Here is a 14,431-nt window from a genome sequence, read left to right on the forward strand (position 1 = left end):
AGCAACGGACTTAATGTCGACCCTGACAATAAGTCGGCGAGGGCCAATTGACGGGCGGCGAGCTGCGTTTGCGCGTTGAAATGCCTGCCAATCAGTGCCATCGCGCTCGTGCTTGTTCGGTTCGAGACGCGGTAGCATGGCGGCTGCACAACACCACCGAATCTTCGATGACCCCCTACAAAGAACTCCTGCAGCAACGCGAAGAACTGGATCGGCAAATCCGCGAGTTGCGCCAGCGCGATGTCCAGGGCGCGATCGAGCAAGCGCGCGCCATCGTGTCGGAGTTCGAATTGACTCAGGATCAGGTGTTTGGAAGAACGCGCGCCTCGGTGGCTGGCACCAAGGTGGACGCAAAGTATCGAGACCCGGCCTCGGGTGCGACGTGGACCGGAAGAGGCAAGGCTCCTCGATGGATCGCGGACCGCAACAGGGAAGAGTTCCTCATCCGCTGAGACCGTTTGCGAGAAGCTCTGAGACGAAACTCAGGCGGTGCAAGCGTCGGCCGTCCACGGTGCTAGCCACCGCTGTCTCGGAGGATTCGGTGGCAGTCGGTCGGGTGGCAGCCCCAGGTGTCGCTGTCGCCACTCTTCGGGAGCGACGCTGAGGCATCCATCCGTATGCGCGTTCGGCTGCCTCGGATGCGAGCAGGCTGCGCGGTTGCCACCTCGTTGCTTTGAAGGTCCGCGACGTATGCCCTGGAGAAAAAGTTGCCGCACGCGCCATCGTCCTGCAGCACAAGACGCAGCGCCCCGTCCAGTTCGAGATCACAGCCGCTAACAGAGAGAGGTTCTGGCGGCGTGGACCAAGCAGGCTGGACTGAGGTCGGACGACTTCCTGTTCCCAAGCCGGCTTCATAAGTCGCCACATCTGGGAACGCGGCAGTACGCCCGGATTCTTGGTCACTGGCTCACAGAGCAGGGCCCCGACCGCGCGGACTGTGGGACTCACTTGATGCGAGGGACCGAAGAGACCCTGATCTATCGACGCACGAAGAACCTGCGCGCTGTGCAACTGTTGCTCGGGCACTCCAAGTTTGAATCGACAGTGCGATCCCTCGGCATTGAAGTCGATGATGCCCTCTAGATTTCCGAGGAGGCAGAATCCAAGCAGCCGCGGCGGCTGCCTTTGCATCGGGCCCAGTCGGCCGCCGCTCGACGACGGCTATGTGGGGCATGGCCGTGGCGACGCTCTCGGCCATCAACTGCCGTTCGACGTCGAAAGCCTAGTGACAGTTCCGGTCAGCTCCCGTCAGCCGTAGACGGCCGACCCGGCACGCGCGCCACAGGTGCCGCATTTGTTCGTTGGCATCCGGAAGGTCCGTCTTGACCGAAACAGGGCTGCCACGAAGACGGCGCATCCCGCGCGGGATGCTGACTACAAGTGCCACATGAACGCTGCCACGGCCACTGCTGTGGGGGCCCGACTTCAGCAATGCCACCCCTGCTGCACTGGGCGCACTGGCAATGGCCGTCAAGGGCGGCGCGGCTAATGAACTCGGCGCCCCACCGATGGATACGTTCACGAACAGCAGGCCGAGCGCAGCGATGCCCGAATCGGCGGGGAGCTGCAGCACGGCGGCGAGTCGATCAGCCGCTGTTGCCCAACGGCTCTTGGCAACGCGCACGTTCGAGCTGCTGCACCAAGTCCGGCGGGATGGGCATCTTCCTGAACGGACTCACGTTCGACCCGCCCGTGTTGCCGGTCGGGACCCATCCCAAGGCCGTCTTCGTGGCGGCACCGACGATGCGCAGGACCTGTCCGGCCACCTCGCCCCACACCCTGTGGCGCAGGCCCCAGTGCAGCATCCGCACGTGCACGCGCACATGCTGGACGGTCGAGGCCTGACCGAGCACATGGGCACGCTCCAGGTGCAGGAACGCAACCTGCGGCCGCCCCAGGGCATCCTCGCGGTCTGCGGCCAGGAGTTCGGCGTCCACGGCGGGTCGGATGCGTGCTGCAAACGAAGCCATGTCAGCCTCGATGCACGCCGCGCAGCAGCCGCAAGCCGTTGAACACCACCAGCAAGCTGGCCCCCATGTCCGCGAAGACCGCCATCCACATCGTGGCGCTGCCGAACACGGCCAGCACGAAGAAGACCGCCTTGATGCCCAGTGCCAGCACGATGTTCTGCCAAAGCACCGCATAGGTCTTCTTCGACAAGCGGATGGTCTCGGGCACCTTGCGCAGGTCGTCGTTCATGATGAGCACGTCGGCCGCTTCCTTGGCCGTGTCCGTCCCGGCGGCGCCCATGGAGAACCCGACCTCGGCCGCGGCCAGCGACGGGCTGTCGTTGACACCGTCGCCGACCATGCCGACCTGCCTGCCCCCGCTGCGCAGTTCGGCCACGACGGTCTGCTTGTCCGCGGGCAGCAGGTTCGCGCGCACCTCCTCGATGCCCACCTGCTGGGCGATGGCCGCTGCGGTCGTCGCGTTGTCGCCGGTCAGCATCACCGGCCGCACGCCCAGCGCCTTGAGTTCAGCGATGGCCTGCTTGCTGGACTCCTTGGTCGTGTCAGCCACTGCGAAGAGTGCCAGCGCCTGCTGGTCGTTGGCGAGCACGGACAGGGTGCGCCCCTGTGCCTCGTGCTGCTTCATCAGCGCTTCCAGCTCCGCCGAGCACTGGCCGCGCTCGTGCAGCCAACGGTGGTTGCCCAGGATGTAAAGACGCCCGTCGACGTTGCCTTGCACACCCTTGCCCAGCTCCGCACCGAAATCCTGCACCTGCGACGCCGCACCGTCGAGCCCGTCGGCCACCGCCTTGGAGACAGGATGGTCCGAGCGGCCGGCCAGGCTGCGCGCCACGCGCAGCACCTGCTCTTCAGGCACGTCGCGCACCAGCACTTCGGTTGCCACCAGCTTGGGCTTGCCCTGCGTGAGCGTGCCGGTCTTGTCCAGGCCCAACACCGACAGCTTGCGCGCCTGTTCCAGGTAGACCCCGCCCTTGATGAGGATGCCGCGGCGGGCCGCGGCCGCCAGGCCGCTGACCACAGTCACCGGCGTGGAGATGACCAGCGCACACGGGCAGGCGATGACCAGCAGCACCAGTGCTTTGTAGATGGCCTCCAGCCACGGCCAGCCCGCCAGCAGCGGCATGCCGACCGCGATGGCCATCGCCAGCACGAACACGGCCGGCGTATAGACCGCCGCGAACCTGTCCACGATGCGCTGGGTCGGCGCGCGCTGGCCCTGAGCCTCTTCGACCGCGTGGATGATGCGGGCCAGCACCGTGTCGCTCGCGGGCTTGGTGACCTCGAACTCCAGCGCGCCGCTCTGGTTGATGGTGCCGGCGAAGACCTCGTCACCCGGGCCCTTGTCCACGGGAATGCTCTCGCCGGTGACCGGCGACTGGTCGACCGCCCCATGGCCTGCGGTGACCCGGCCGTCCAGCGCGAAGCGCTCACCCGGCTTGACGCGCGCCACGGCGCCAACCGCAATGTCTTTGGCATCCGTCAGCACCCAGCTGCCGTCGGCTTGTCGCACCTCCGACTGCGGCGGCGACAGCGCCAGCAGGCCGGCGATGGCATTGCGCGCCCGTTCGACCGAACGCGCCTCGATGAGTTCGGCCAGCGAGTACAGCGCCATGACCATGGCCGCCTCCGGCCACTGGCCGATCAGGAAGGCGCCGATGACGGCCACGCTCATCAGCGCGTTGATGTTGAGCTGCCCGCGCACCAACGCCGACAGGCCCTTCTTGAAGACGGCCAGGCCCGATAGCGCGATGGCGATGGCGGCCACACCCATGCCGGCCGCGCGCCAAGGGAGGGTATCGGGGAACGCCAGGTGGAACACCTCGGCGACCACCGCCACGCCGAGGGCCGCCAGCAGGCGCACCAGCTCGGCGCGCTGCGTCTTGGCAATCTCCTCGGCCGCAGGTGCCGCGGAAATCCGCTCGGGCGTGAAGCCCAGCTTGCGGATGTCCGCGGTGACGGCATCCCAGGCATCGGCCGGGGCCTCCACGGTCAGCGCGCGGGCCGGCAGGTCGAACCGCAGCCGCGCGACCTGGGGGAAGGCTTCCATGGCGCGGCGAATCTGCCCTTCCTCGACCGGGCAGTCCATCTCCGGGATGCGCAGCAGCAGGGCCCCGGGGGGCGCTGTGAGCGGTACGGAAGGCTCTGCGGTCGGTGACGTGACCTGTGCAGCTTGTGGATTCGCCCCGGACGCCTGAGCCTTGCGACGTGGCGAAGGCACGAACGCGATGGGCACGCCGCAACTGCCGCTGCTGCAGCAGTCGTCGGCCTCGGCCTTGGGTGGCGGCTCTGTCGCGAAGCCGAGCCGGTTCACGGCAGCGATGGCGTCCTCCCAGACCTTGTCCACGGCGCGGAAGGCCACGGTCCGGCCTGCCAGGTCGATGTTCAGCGCCGCGACCCCATCCATGCCCTGCAGCGCTTCGCGGATGGGCTTTTCTTCGTGGGCGCAGCACATGCTGGGCACGCGCAGGACGCGCTCGGGCGCCGGCGGCACCGCGGCGCTGCTGCAGCAGCCAGCATGCGCGTGCTTGGTGGGTTGGGTGACTTCTGAGCTGGACATGGCGTTCTCGTTCGACGACAGCCTGTATTGAAATACCTGTACCCACTACAGAGTCAAGCCCCTGTCGCCAACCGAGGTACTGCCTTGGGGAGCGGCTCAGAACCTGTAGTGGCTCCAGAATTTGAAACTTGCATGGAGCTGTTGATGAAGATTGGTGAACTGTCCACCGCCGCCGCGACGCAGATCGAGACCATCCGCTACTACGAGCGGGAGGGGCTGCTGCCGGCGCCGGCACGCACAGCCGGCAACTTCCGGACCTACGAGGCGGCGCACCTGGAGCGCCTGCAGTTCATCCGGCATTGCCGCGGCCTGGACATGTCCCTGGACGAGGTGCGGGTGCTGCTGAAGGTCAAGGACGACCCCCTGGCGGACTGCGGCGACGTCAACGCGCTGCTGGACGCGCACATCGGGCACGTGAGCACGCGCATCAAGGAGCTGCGGTTGTTGGAACGCCAGCTCAAGGAGCTGCGCCAGCGCTGCTGCGACGAGCAGAGTTCGCAGCAGTGCGGCATCCTGGTGGGCCTGAGCGAGGCCGCCGTGGAGCCCGGCGCGCCGGCCCCCGAGGCGAGGCACCTGCGCTCGGTGCACGCGCACTAGCCTGGCCGGGCGTGGACGGCTTCAGGCGCCGTCCAGCAACTGCCGGATGTCGGCGTGCAGGTCCTTTGCTCCGCTGCCGTAACGGCTGTACAGGCGGATGCGGCCCTGCGGATCGAAGAGGTAGGTGCCCGCCGAATGGTCCATGGTGTAGGCCGTCTTGGAGTCACCGACCTTCTTGAAGTAAATCTTGAAGTCCGATGCCAAGGACTTGAGCTCCTCCTCCGTCGGGCGCAGGGCGAGGAAGGCCGGGTCGAACGCCTCGGTGTACGCCTTGAGGACGGCGGCCGTGTCGCGCTCGGGGTCGACCGTCACCAGCAGCACCTGCAGCCGCCCACCGTCCGCGCCGAGCATCGCCTTGACCTGGGACATCTCGGCCAGGGTGGTGGGGCACACGTCCGGGCACTGCGTGAAGCCGAAGAACACGGCGACGGCCTTGCCCTGGAAGTCCTTGAGCGTTCGGCGCTGGCCGTTGTGGTCGGTGAGCGTGAAGCCTTGCGCGTACTCGGCGCCGGTGATGTCGGTGCTGGCGAAGTTGGCCTGCGGTTTCTTCGAGCAGCCCGCTGCCAGCAGCATCGCCAGTGGCACGCCGAGCACGAGGGTCCGCCGCGTGGCGGTGGCCGAGGCGATGGGCATCTGCCGCTCCTTACTGCGCATATGCACGCTGGACCTCGCTTTGGACCAGGGCCTGCAGCTGCTCGTAGCCGAAGCGCTCGAGCGGTTTGCCGTTGACGAAGAAGCCCGGGGTGCGCGTCACGTTGAGCGTCTTCGCATCGGCCATGTCGGTCGCGATGACGGCCTGGACTTTCTCGGTCTTCACCGCGGCGCGGGCTCGTTCAATGTCCAGGCCCGAGTTGGCCAGGTAGCCCCAGAGCAGCTCCGGGTTCGGTGCGGCATGCGATGCCCAGGTGTCCTGCGTGCTCAGCACGACTTCGGCTACGGGAATGAACAGCTTCTGGGCGTGAGCCGCAACCAGAATCTTGGCGGCCAGGTCGGCGCCGTCATGGAACGGCACGAAGCGCACGACCAGCTGCACGCGCCCCTGGCTCTGGTCCACGATCTGCTTGACCGCAGGGTAGAACGCGCGGCAAGTCTCGCAGGCTGGGTCGAAGAACTCGGTGATGCGGACCTTGGCATCCGGTGCGCCGTAGGTTGGTGAATGGGTGCGGTTGAACACGTCCTCGTTCTGGCTGGCCAACTCTTGCTGTGCATCGGCCTGGCTGCGCTTGTAGCCGATGGTGCCGAGTGCGAAGGCTGCGAGGGCGAGCACGCCCACGAGGAGCAGCACGGTTTGTTTGCGGGTCACTGTTGAAACTTTCGGTGTGCTGCCACGAGGAGCAGCAAGATGAGAGAGAAGGCGGTGAGGGATAGCAGCGGTATCGTGATGAAGCCGGCAATCTCCAGCTTCACGTCGGCGCACGAGGCGCCCTTGCCACAGGGCTGCAGGTCCTTGGGGATGACGCCCTTGTAGAGCAGCCAGTGGTAGCCGGCGAGCAGCCAGCCGGCCGCGGCTAGCGGCAGCGCATAGCGCAGGCAAGACCTGTCCTGCCCGTAGGCGCCAATGCCCAGGATGAGAACCAGGGGGAACATGGCGATGCGCTGGTACCAGCACAGCACGCAGGGCTCCAGGTCCATCACTTCGCTGAAGAACATCGCGCCCAGGAACGATGCCAGGGCCACCGTCCAGGCGAGCATGAGCGCGGTCCAGGCGATGTTGGAGACCGCGGCCGGCAGAGGGCTCGATGGCGTGGCACGCCGAAGCCGGGCTTTTGCCCTCATGGTCCCGGCCTCGCCGGACCACGGGCCATGGTGCAGCGAGATGCCGCGCGAATGACAGTCATGGAAACCTCGTCGTTGGGTTGAGCAAGCTGCAGCTTGCGGACAGGCGACGAGGCACCGCCGCTCACCTGCCGGTGGCGCAATCGGGCCTCGTCAGCGGTTCAGGCGACGAGAGGCAGCGGAGGCCTTAGCAGCTGCTCGACCGGCGGTTCCGGCACGAACGGGCTCACGCGGGGGCGCGGACGTACCGAGTCCCAGTTGGCGACGTGGGTGGCCGAGCCGACGAGTCCAGTACCAATGCCAGTGCACCCCTTGCAGTCCGGGTGCTGGCCATCGCCGCTGTGCGACGGGGTGCTGCTGCAACCCGAGGACTTCAGCTCGGACGCTGCCTTGGAATGGTCGTGGTGACCGAAGTGCAGCCCGTCGCTCTCGTGCTGGCACAGGCTCGCCGCGGCTGCCCAACTCCACTGGAGCGGCAGCAGGCACATCATGATGATGAGAACGAGGCGGCGCACTGGCCGCAGTCTAGCAAGCGGTCACAGCGGCTCTGACAACGCTGTGGAGTTGATGAGGCATCACAACATACGTGCCGGAGTCGACATCGACAATGCAGGGGAAGCGGAACTGCAATCAGCGAACTCGTTGTCGTTGCGAAGCTGGATCAGCGGGCGTCCGGTATCTTGCACAGACCCGACGCTGGTAGAGATGCGCGTTTCCGACTGCAACGGGCGCAGAGCGCCAATCGATCCGTGCAAAGAGCAGTCGCTAGTCAGGGGTAGGTAGATAGTCGGCGCTCACCGACCCGTGTCGGCAGGACAGCGGACCGACACTCACGTCGATCGTGATTGGCGGGTTTCGCGCGCGGCGGTCACTCAAAGATGAAAGTTCAAGGTCAGCAGCCAGTCTGATGCTGTCGTTCGTCGGCGTAAGCCGAACATCAGCACCTGGCCGGCTGTTGCCTCACGGCGTCTCAGCGTAGCGAACGCCTGAGGTTGCCGTGACCGCTTTGGCATCAAACATTGACCAAGCTGAGCCCCATTGAAAGCTAACTCGCCCCTCAGAAAAGCTGCGACAGAACTGCTGGGAAAAAACTGCTCGCACAAACTCAACCTCCGCTTCGATTGCTGCTCTTGTCGGCCAACCGTTCTCAAGCTCCGTGCCCGGTATCGAGACGCCGACCGAAATCTCCCGGAGTTTGTCGTCGTGAAATCCCAGTGCAAACCTGCAAGGCTGACCTCCCAGGCCTGCGTTCTGGAACACCTCCCACGAGTAGCCATTGCCATGGTAGATGCTCGTGCGGTGAAGGCTGGCGAGGACTGAGGAAACCGTCTTTCGAAGGACGCCTGGTGCGAGAACAAGCGATAGACCGTCGAGCGTTGCAGTGCCGTCGTCTGCTTTGAAGCGGAGTTCAGGTTTCATTCAAGTGTGGCGAGAGCGATATTGGTGTTACTGCGGATGACTGCTTCTGGCCGAGTGTCGCTGCGGAATATGAGATGGCGCCCATATTGATAAAAATCCATCTGTAAAGAACTCAGATATACCGAGTGTCCGCTCGTGGCCGATGATAACCGCCGCGCGCCCAAACCTTAGGTACGCTGGTCTTCAAAGTCGAAAATTAAAGCGCGGGCGGTGGCACCGAACCTCCCCTGAACAGTCATACTTCCCGAACATTCACAGCCTGGCAAGCGTCGGCATCGGTGCAAATCGGAGGCCCGCCGGCGCTGAACTTCGACAACCGCTGCTACTGTATGGGTGAGCAGCACGGTGCGGGCAAGTATCCCGAGGGCGTGGTCGGACAAAGTTGACAGGCTTCAGCAGCTTCGCGGCACTGGAGGTGCTGGTCTGCCGCCAACGGTCGAGCGATCCGCGCTGGCCGTACACGCACCGCGCTGGGAGTTTGAGTTGAGAAGACCGCGGTGAGAGTGAGATGGAGTGCCGGAACCGGGACGGGGCTGTGCAACCAGGCAGCGAACGTAGCTCCCACAATGAACCAGGCACTGCCTCGGCGCTGCGGCGGACGATTGGACGGCTCCCGCCCCGTAGTGGAACGGTTGCACGCGCGCCCGGTAGCTTGAAAGCGCTGCAAAGAGCGCCCACGCCACAGTCCCATCATATTCATCGTCATCTCTCCACGCGCTGGAACACTCCTTCGCATGAAAAGAATTAGAAAGGGAACGACGCTCGAGGCATAGCTGTGCCAGCCAGCATAGTGCGCAGTGAGCAAGCACGGTGCTTATCGAGCAAGCAGGCCTAGGTCTTAACACGCTGAACGAGGCTTGGGCGCTAGCTTTCTTCCTTCTCCCAGGAGCGGGACCATCCTTCGATCACTGGCTGGCTGGAGAGGTCCGGATACTTGTCCAACATGGCGCGCGCAAAGCTCGACTTTCCTGGGTATAGGGCGGGATTCGCGCGCCAGCTAAGCCACCACTCCTTGACTTCACGCTTGGCCTCTTGCTTGGGGTCCTTCGCAAGCTTCGCCTTTGCTCCAGCCAACGCGAACTCTTTGCGAAGCGGAACGACTAGGGCTTCTCGCTCTGAAGCTTCACTTAAACCTAAGTGAATGAGCGCCGAGGCTAGGTGCTCGCACTCCCGTGCGTAGCCCAGAGCTTGAGTCGCACGAATGGCGGAATCAAGACCGTCTCCAGCGTCTTCGTACATCAACGACAAAACAGCCGAGTCAATCTCGCTCAAGCAGATGACGCACCAAAGCTTATGGAAGATCTTAATGCCAACCTCATAATCCTTGCGACTCTCCTCTTCCTTGTTTGGCTGGCACTTGGAACCCAACAGCTGGTAGCCGATGGAGAGAACCTCGAATGGGTCTAGATGCTCAAGGTCTGGAGAAACGCTGCCGCCCAGCGGGTCTTGAAATTCAAACTTCCCCGCTGCGATGTCCCGTCGCATGTCGTCGACGATTCTCTTCCAATCACCTAGGGCCTTTTGCCACTCCTGCTCTGTGATTTTATTCCCGCCCAAATATTCGTCTGCCGCTTCCTTGGCTAGATAAAGGAGTTGGCGGCTGGAGGAAGGATTGCGGAGGGTGAGCGCTCCACCCTTTCTGTCCACGAACTTTGGCGCATCTCCTTGTAGCACGCTGCGGTACGGTGAGTAGAACGTGAACCAAGGGGGGTCACGAAGCCATGACTCCAGGTATCGGCGTCCACTTTCGAGCGCTTCCTTTCTCTTTGCATCCGCTTGCGGCTGCAAGCCATCTAGGCCGTTGAACGTTGAACGCTGCCGCGGTACCGAATATTTGTCTTCATTCTCTTGAAGCGCGCGCGCGATTGCTTGCTCCTTCTCAGCTTGTGAAAACTGGAAATTCTTGTCGCGTGACTTGCGCATGTCAAAGTTTTTCGTTCATTTTTCGAAGTGGCTCGCATGGCACCTACCGAGAAGGTCGACCCTCGAGTCAATCGTGACGAGGGTCTGCTCTTGGCCGTTCGCCGTCGCCCGAGATAATCGGGTGGATCGAGCGTCGCGATGCATGGCCCCGGGTCAGCATTTCAACCCATCCAAGAGCCAGCCGGGGAAGAGGGCTCCACAAATTTGCGGGCGCAGCAGGCATGGCGCTGGCGGCGGCCTGCCGCGCCGCTGGAAGGTCGAGGAGGGGAAGGGGGACGACGACCTGGGCACGTTGGTCTGTGGCGCCTCGCAGCTCTGAAGCCTGGCTTTAGTGGCGCCATCACGCTCGGGCGCAGAGGTTGGCGTTCGCGGGGTTGGAAGTCGAGCGAGGCGCCGCGGTGTGCATTCGATTCGAACTGACGATCTGAAGCGTTTCCCGTGCTTGGAAGTCTCTCCATCCAATCGCAATAAGATGGCGGTTCCAGCACTTCAAGACTCCGCTCTATGGCCCGTTCCAAGAATGTTCAAAGCACCGAGCCGACCTTTGCACAGCTGCAGCAGCAGATCGAAGACCTGAAACTCAAAGCCGAAGCGGTCCGTCGGCAAGAGGTCACGGAGGTCGTGGAGCGGATCCGTCAAGCCATTGAGGTGTACGAGCTGACGCCGGAGCAACTGTTCGGTCGTGCGCCGAAGAAGCGAGCGGCGGCAGAAGGTACGGTGGTCAGCAAGCGCAAGCAAAAGAGTTCAGCAGCGAAAGCTGCGAAGTACCGCGATCCTGAATCCGGCCGAACGTGGACTGGGAACGGCAAGCGACCGGGGTGGTTCGTCGCCGCGGTGGAGGCCGGCGTCGATCTGAAAACGCTTTCGGTCTGAAGCGCGGCGGGCAGGGCAGTCAGAAAGTCAAGCCCACGGCCATTGCGAAGACGCGCGCCGCTTTGCGTTTGTTCTGGCGTCGCGACGCCAGATGGCGATGAAATCCGAGCGGCCATTTGATCCACCGCAAGCGATTTTGGAATGGCCGACTTCCTGAACCTTTTCATAGCAAAGACGGAGACCGTCGCTTGGGCAGGGACGCCGCGGTGACGCAATGCAACGACGGAAATCCCTCCGAGCGAGCGCCGAGGCCCACCGAGCGGCTTGTCAAGTTAAGCGGGCGACGCTCCACACCGGCGCTGCCGATCCCGCCGTTCGGAACCGATGACAAAGCCTTCCCGGCGATGACAAAGACGTAAGCACTTCGACAGGCCTATCTCCACCTCGGTTCGTAGAGTCGGATGTGGGGCCACGTTGGCCCCGTGTGTCACCGACATCGTTGCCTATGGGAGATCATCATGACATTTAAGCCTTTGTGGGCCGCCTTGGCCGGCGTGCTCGTGAGCACCCACGTTGCCGGCGCAACGTTTCCGACGGGAGAGTCCTACTTCGGGAGCCAAGTGCCAGCCGCAAAGTACTACCGGGTCGTGGACCTTGCCAGTCCGAAGCACATCAACGTCACCTGCGGCGAGACCGTGACGTTCGTGAAGGACGGGCGGCAGTTCACTTGGAACTTCAATTCCATCCGGCACTCGCGGGTGGCGATCGACCAATTTGCGCCCAAGGGCTTCGACGCAGCGGGTAAAGTGGTCTACATCGCCCGTGGCGAACACGAGCGCGGCAGTTGAGCGCATGATGAGCTTCGCCGCTGCAGATGTGCGGGCGTCGACTGCTTGGCCAAGAGTCCCAAAGCACTGGAGCACGGATGACCACACCTGACGAAGCCACCAAGGTCGGAGCGTTGGCGGGGGCTGCCGGGGGTGGCGTTCTAGGAGCCGTGGCTGCTGGAGCCGCCGCCGGCGGACTTGCAGGTCCCGCCGGAGCCTTGGTCGGGGCGCTGGAAGGGGCAATCGTCGGTGCGATCGCCTCGAGGCTGTCCGTGCGGCCATCGGTCCTTGCGGAAGAAGCGCATTGGAAGGAGCGGTTCTCCAGCCTGCCCTACGGAGCTGGCTCCAGCTTTGAGGACTACCGTCCGGCGTTTATGTACGGGGCAGAGTCGTTTCTTCGGCACGGCGATCGGGAGTTCTGCGAGGTCGAGCCGATGCTCGAGCGCGGCTGGGGGGAAGCACGGCACGGTTCGACGCTGGACTGGAACCGTGCCCGAATCGCTGCCTCCGACGCTTGGGAGCGCATGGCCAGATCTCGCGACAAGTGCGTCGACGACAAGCCGACGACCTGAACCTGACCTTCCCATGCCGTGCATCCATCGGAAGTGGCTAGCCAGATGATCGATGCCAACGTCGAGAAGGTGGAGCTGTTGAAACGGTTGGCCGGCGAGACGCTTCCTCTGACGATCGTGGAGGGTGGAACGATCGTGTTGGTTCGAGCGCTATCGGCTTCCGATCTTGTCGCCGCCGTGTTCGGCACGCAGACCGATCTCACGCCGTTCGCAAGAGTGCTCGCGATCACCAAAGACGGGCACTCCGTACTGGCTTTGGATCGTGCCTTGAGTTCGGCCATCCGATCTGACGCAGACCGAGCGACGGGGACGCCGCGGTAAGTTGGACGAATGGCCGGCGGCTGCCAAGCCGCAGGTCGAACCGCGCTGCAGACCCGTGAATGCTTATTGCCGCGAGGGGCCGAAGGTCGGTTCGCCGACGCGGCGCGGCGACCTAGGTTCCGCTTGATTAGCCATCAACCCGATGTCGTCCGCGGCGACGCGAAGCAGCCATCGCCGGAACGCAGCAAACCCCGGCTTTGGCCTGCGATGCTGCGGCGTGCAGAGGAAGTAGCCGCGCTGCAAGGTGACCGGAACGTCAAAGGGGATGGCCACTGCGCCGGAGCGAGCCTCCTCACGAATCAAACAACGCTGGACCAGTGCCACGCCCATGTCGGCGATCGCTGCCTGGATCAGCATCGACACCTGATCGAACGCGGTGCTCAAGTTCGGATCGCGGTCGCCAGCGCCAACTTCCCGCAGCCACTGCGCCCAGTTTCCCGGCGCCGTCGTATGGTAAAGCAGCGGTTCATGGGCCAGATCTCCAGGCTCCATCCACGCGCCACTGGAACGCCTCTGAGCGAGCCGAGCCGGATGGCATATCGGCACCATTTCCCGACCGATCACGTAGTCGCACGAGCACTGTGGCCATTCCTCTGGCCCGAGGCCGGTGAGGATGGCCGCATCCGGAGTTTGCGCCGAAAAATCTTCACCTTTCCGATACGGCACAAAATTGAACCGCACTTGAGGATGCAGCTCCTGAAACTGACGCAGGCGGGGTATGAGCCAGACGCTCGCCAAGGTCGGCACAACGGCCAAGCTCAAGGGCTCGTCGGATCGCCCGGTACGCAGACGCACGCTCACGCCTTCGATCGTCGCCAAAGGGTCGCGGACAGCCTCCAAAAGTTCCGCGCCGGCCGCGGTCAGACGAAGGGAGTGTGCGTTTCGATCGAGAAGCTTGCAGCCGTAGTGCTGCTCCAACCGTGTCACCGCTCTGCTGATCGCGCTCTGGGTGACGCACAACTCCGCCGCGGCGAGCGAGAAATTGCCCAAGCGGACCGCCGCCGCAAAAGCGTGAAGTTCCGACATGGACGGCGAGTGAATCCGCATGGGTCAGGTCTGGTCGCGGCAGGCCAGGAATGAGTATGACCGCTGAGCATACTCGTTGCCGATTTGTCGTTTGTCTCGCCATCGTCATGTCCAGACACTAGGGCCGTCACCACCCACGAACGTTCATCATGACCCATCGATCTGGCGCGCGTCGCTTCGTGCTCGTTACCCTGGCCGCAGTCGCGACCCTTACCGTGAACGCGGCCAGGGCCGATTACCCCGACAGGCCCATCCGGTTGATCGTGCCCTTCTCGCCAAGCGGCTCGACCGATCTGGCAGCTCGGTTGATCGGCGAGTACGCAGGCCGGATCCTTGGCCAAGCCGTCGTGGTGGAGAACCGCGCGGGCGCCGGTGGCTCGCTGGGCATGGAGCAGGTCGCCAAGTCCAAGCCCGACGGGTACACCCTTGGCATGGCAACGATGAGCACGCATGGATCCAACGCTGCGGCGTACGGAAGCCGGCTCAAATACGACCCGCTCAAGGACTTCGCCCCGATCACCAACGTCGCAACGGTGCCCAGCGTGTTTGCTGTGACCGCAGCTGCGTATTCCACGCCATCGCGGGCACCATTCCACGCTGATGGCGGGCAGCGTTCCACGTGATCGCGGG

The 14,431-nt window shown here is 64.0% G+C and carries 15 protein-coding genes and 2 pseudogenes; 8 read left to right on the forward strand and 9 right to left on the reverse strand.

Annotated features, from left to right (window positions below):
• The first annotated feature begins 167 nt into the window (after positions 1 to 167).
• Both IE209_RS17490 and IE209_RS17495 read left to right on the forward strand, forming a co-directional pair.
• Positions 168 to 452 carry an H-NS histone family protein gene (locus IE209_RS17490; RefSeq protein ID WP_189688223.1) on the forward strand — a complete coding sequence of 95 codons (285 nt, stop codon included), beginning with the start codon at positions 168 to 170 and terminating at the stop codon, positions 450 to 452.
• A gap of 191 nt (positions 453 to 643) precedes the next feature.
• Positions 644 to 1,083 (forward strand): annotated as a pseudogene (locus IE209_RS17495) (tyrosine-type recombinase/integrase); the annotation flags it as partial.
• A gap of 139 nt (positions 1,084 to 1,222) precedes the next feature.
• Here the strand turns inward: IE209_RS17495 and IE209_RS17500 are convergent.
• From IE209_RS17500 to IE209_RS17510, 3 genes are read right to left on the reverse strand one after another with little or no spacing between them, the layout of a single operon-like run.
• A complete protein-coding gene (locus IE209_RS17500) occupies positions 1,223 to 1,573 on the reverse strand; it encodes a hypothetical protein (RefSeq protein WP_189688224.1) in 351 nt (116 codons plus the stop codon).
• Between the two features lie 13 nt (positions 1,574 to 1,586).
• On the reverse strand, positions 1,587 to 1,970 hold the full coding sequence (locus tag IE209_RS17505) for a DUF3703 domain-containing protein (protein WP_189688225.1): 384 nt from the start codon (positions 1,968 to 1,970) through the stop codon (positions 1,587 to 1,589).
• Between the two features lies 1 nt (position 1,971).
• Entirely contained in the window at positions 1,972 to 4,527 is a 2,556-nt protein-coding gene (locus IE209_RS17510) for a heavy metal translocating P-type ATPase (protein WP_189688226.1), read from the reverse strand.
• A gap of 144 nt (positions 4,528 to 4,671) precedes the next feature.
• Here IE209_RS17510 and cadR point away from each other — a divergent pair, with 144 nt between their 5' ends.
• The gene (gene cadR / locus IE209_RS17515) at positions 4,672 to 5,124 is read left to right on the forward strand and encodes a Cd(II)/Pb(II)-responsive transcriptional regulator (RefSeq protein ID WP_189688227.1); all 453 of its coding nucleotides are present in this window, start codon (positions 4,672 to 4,674) and stop codon (positions 5,122 to 5,124) included.
• A gap of 21 nt (positions 5,125 to 5,145) precedes the next feature.
• Here cadR and IE209_RS17520 read toward each other — a convergent pair whose 3' ends face one another.
• The 5 genes from IE209_RS17520 to IE209_RS17540 all read right to left on the reverse strand — a co-directional run bounded on the left by IE209_RS17520 (position 5,146) and on the right by IE209_RS17540 (position 10,242).
• Positions 5,146 to 5,757 carry an SCO family protein gene (locus IE209_RS17520; RefSeq protein ID WP_189688228.1) on the reverse strand — a complete coding sequence of 204 codons (612 nt, stop codon included), beginning with the start codon at positions 5,755 to 5,757 and terminating at the stop codon, positions 5,146 to 5,148.
• A 10-nt stretch (positions 5,758 to 5,767) separates the two neighbouring features.
• Positions 5,768 to 6,427, reverse strand: coding sequence for a DsbA family protein (locus IE209_RS17525; RefSeq protein WP_189688229.1), 660 nt, complete (start codon positions 6,425 to 6,427; stop codon positions 5,768 to 5,770).
• Entirely contained in the window at positions 6,424 to 6,900 is a 477-nt protein-coding gene (locus IE209_RS17530; RefSeq protein ID WP_189688230.1) for a disulfide bond formation protein B, read from the reverse strand. The genes IE209_RS17525 and IE209_RS17530 overlap by 4 nt, the downstream gene beginning before the upstream one ends.
• A gap of 960 nt (positions 6,901 to 7,860) precedes the next feature.
• A complete protein-coding gene (locus IE209_RS17535) occupies positions 7,861 to 8,319 on the reverse strand; it encodes a hypothetical protein (protein ID WP_189688231.1) in 459 nt (152 codons plus the stop codon).
• A gap of 864 nt (positions 8,320 to 9,183) precedes the next feature.
• Entirely contained in the window at positions 9,184 to 10,242 is a 1,059-nt protein-coding gene (locus IE209_RS17540; RefSeq protein WP_189688232.1) for a hypothetical protein, read from the reverse strand.
• Positions 10,243 to 10,746: 504 nt separating this feature from the next.
• On the opposite strand from IE209_RS17540, the gene IE209_RS17545 reads away from it, so the two are divergent.
• From IE209_RS17545 to IE209_RS17560, 4 genes are all read left to right on the forward strand, one after another.
• Positions 10,747 to 11,115, forward strand: coding sequence for an H-NS histone family protein (locus IE209_RS17545; RefSeq protein WP_189688233.1), 369 nt, complete (start codon positions 10,747 to 10,749; stop codon positions 11,113 to 11,115).
• Between the two features lie 458 nt (positions 11,116 to 11,573).
• Complete coding sequence (locus IE209_RS17550; protein WP_189688234.1) at positions 11,574 to 11,903, forward strand: CzcE family metal-binding protein; 330 nt, start codon at positions 11,574 to 11,576, stop codon at positions 11,901 to 11,903.
• Positions 11,904 to 11,980: 77 nt separating this feature from the next.
• A complete protein-coding gene (locus tag IE209_RS17555; protein ID WP_189688235.1) occupies positions 11,981 to 12,454 on the forward strand; it encodes a hypothetical protein in 474 nt (157 codons plus the stop codon).
• 45 nt (positions 12,455 to 12,499) lie between these two features.
• Positions 12,500 to 12,775, forward strand: a complete 276-nt coding sequence (locus tag IE209_RS17560; RefSeq protein WP_189688236.1) for a hypothetical protein — start codon at positions 12,500 to 12,502, stop codon at positions 12,773 to 12,775.
• Between the two features lie 63 nt (positions 12,776 to 12,838).
• On the opposite strand, the gene IE209_RS17565 is transcribed toward IE209_RS17560, so the two are convergent.
• Positions 12,839 to 13,801, reverse strand: coding sequence for a LysR family transcriptional regulator (locus tag IE209_RS17565; RefSeq protein WP_229882915.1), 963 nt, complete (start codon positions 13,799 to 13,801; stop codon positions 12,839 to 12,841).
• 149 nt (positions 13,802 to 13,950) lie between these two features.
• On the opposite strand from IE209_RS17565, the pseudogene IE209_RS17570 reads away from it, so the two are divergent.
• Positions 13,951 to 14,355 (forward strand): annotated as a pseudogene (locus tag IE209_RS17570) (Bug family tripartite tricarboxylate transporter substrate binding protein); the annotation flags it as partial.
• Between the last annotated feature and the right edge of the window lie 76 nt (positions 14,356 to 14,431).

Origin of the sequence: Pseudorhodoferax aquiterrae (genome assembly GCF_014652235.1) — a bacterium.
GTDB lineage: Bacteria > Pseudomonadota > Gammaproteobacteria > Burkholderiales > Burkholderiaceae_C > Pseudorhodoferax > Pseudorhodoferax aquiterrae.

Excerpts from the sequence above, each read along its gene's own strand:
- IE209_RS17535 (WP_189688231.1), bottom strand. The coding sequence starts at position 8,319 with ATGAAACCTGAACTCCGCTTCAAAGCAGACGACGGCACTGCAACGCTC.
- IE209_RS17520 (WP_189688228.1), bottom strand. The coding sequence starts at position 5,757 with ATGCCCATCGCCTCGGCCACCGCCACGCGGCGGACCCTCGTGCTCGGC.
- IE209_RS17545 (WP_189688233.1), top strand. The coding sequence starts at position 10,747 with ATGGCCCGTTCCAAGAATGTTCAAAGCACCGAGCCGACCTTTGCACAG.
- IE209_RS17530 (WP_189688230.1), bottom strand. The coding sequence starts at position 6,900 with ATGAGGGCAAAAGCCCGGCTTCGGCGTGCCACGCCATCGAGCCCTCTG.
- IE209_RS17510 (WP_189688226.1), bottom strand. The coding sequence starts at position 4,527 with ATGTCCAGCTCAGAAGTCACCCAACCCACCAAGCACGCGCATGCTGGC.
- IE209_RS17540 (WP_189688232.1), bottom strand. The coding sequence starts at position 10,242 with ATGCGCAAGTCACGCGACAAGAATTTCCAGTTTTCACAAGCTGAGAAG.
- IE209_RS17490 (WP_189688223.1), top strand. The coding sequence starts at position 168 with ATGACCCCCTACAAAGAACTCCTGCAGCAACGCGAAGAACTGGATCGG.
- cadR (WP_189688227.1), top strand. The coding sequence starts at position 4,672 with ATGAAGATTGGTGAACTGTCCACCGCCGCCGCGACGCAGATCGAGACC.
- IE209_RS17560 (WP_189688236.1), top strand. The coding sequence starts at position 12,500 with ATGATCGATGCCAACGTCGAGAAGGTGGAGCTGTTGAAACGGTTGGCC.
- IE209_RS17505 (WP_189688225.1), bottom strand. The coding sequence starts at position 1,970 with ATGGCTTCGTTTGCAGCACGCATCCGACCCGCCGTGGACGCCGAACTC.
- IE209_RS17565 (WP_229882915.1), bottom strand. The coding sequence starts at position 13,801 with ATGTCGGAACTTCACGCTTTTGCGGCGGCGGTCCGCTTGGGCAATTTC.
- IE209_RS17550 (WP_189688234.1), top strand. The coding sequence starts at position 11,574 with ATGACATTTAAGCCTTTGTGGGCCGCCTTGGCCGGCGTGCTCGTGAGC.
- IE209_RS17555 (WP_189688235.1), top strand. The coding sequence starts at position 11,981 with ATGACCACACCTGACGAAGCCACCAAGGTCGGAGCGTTGGCGGGGGCT.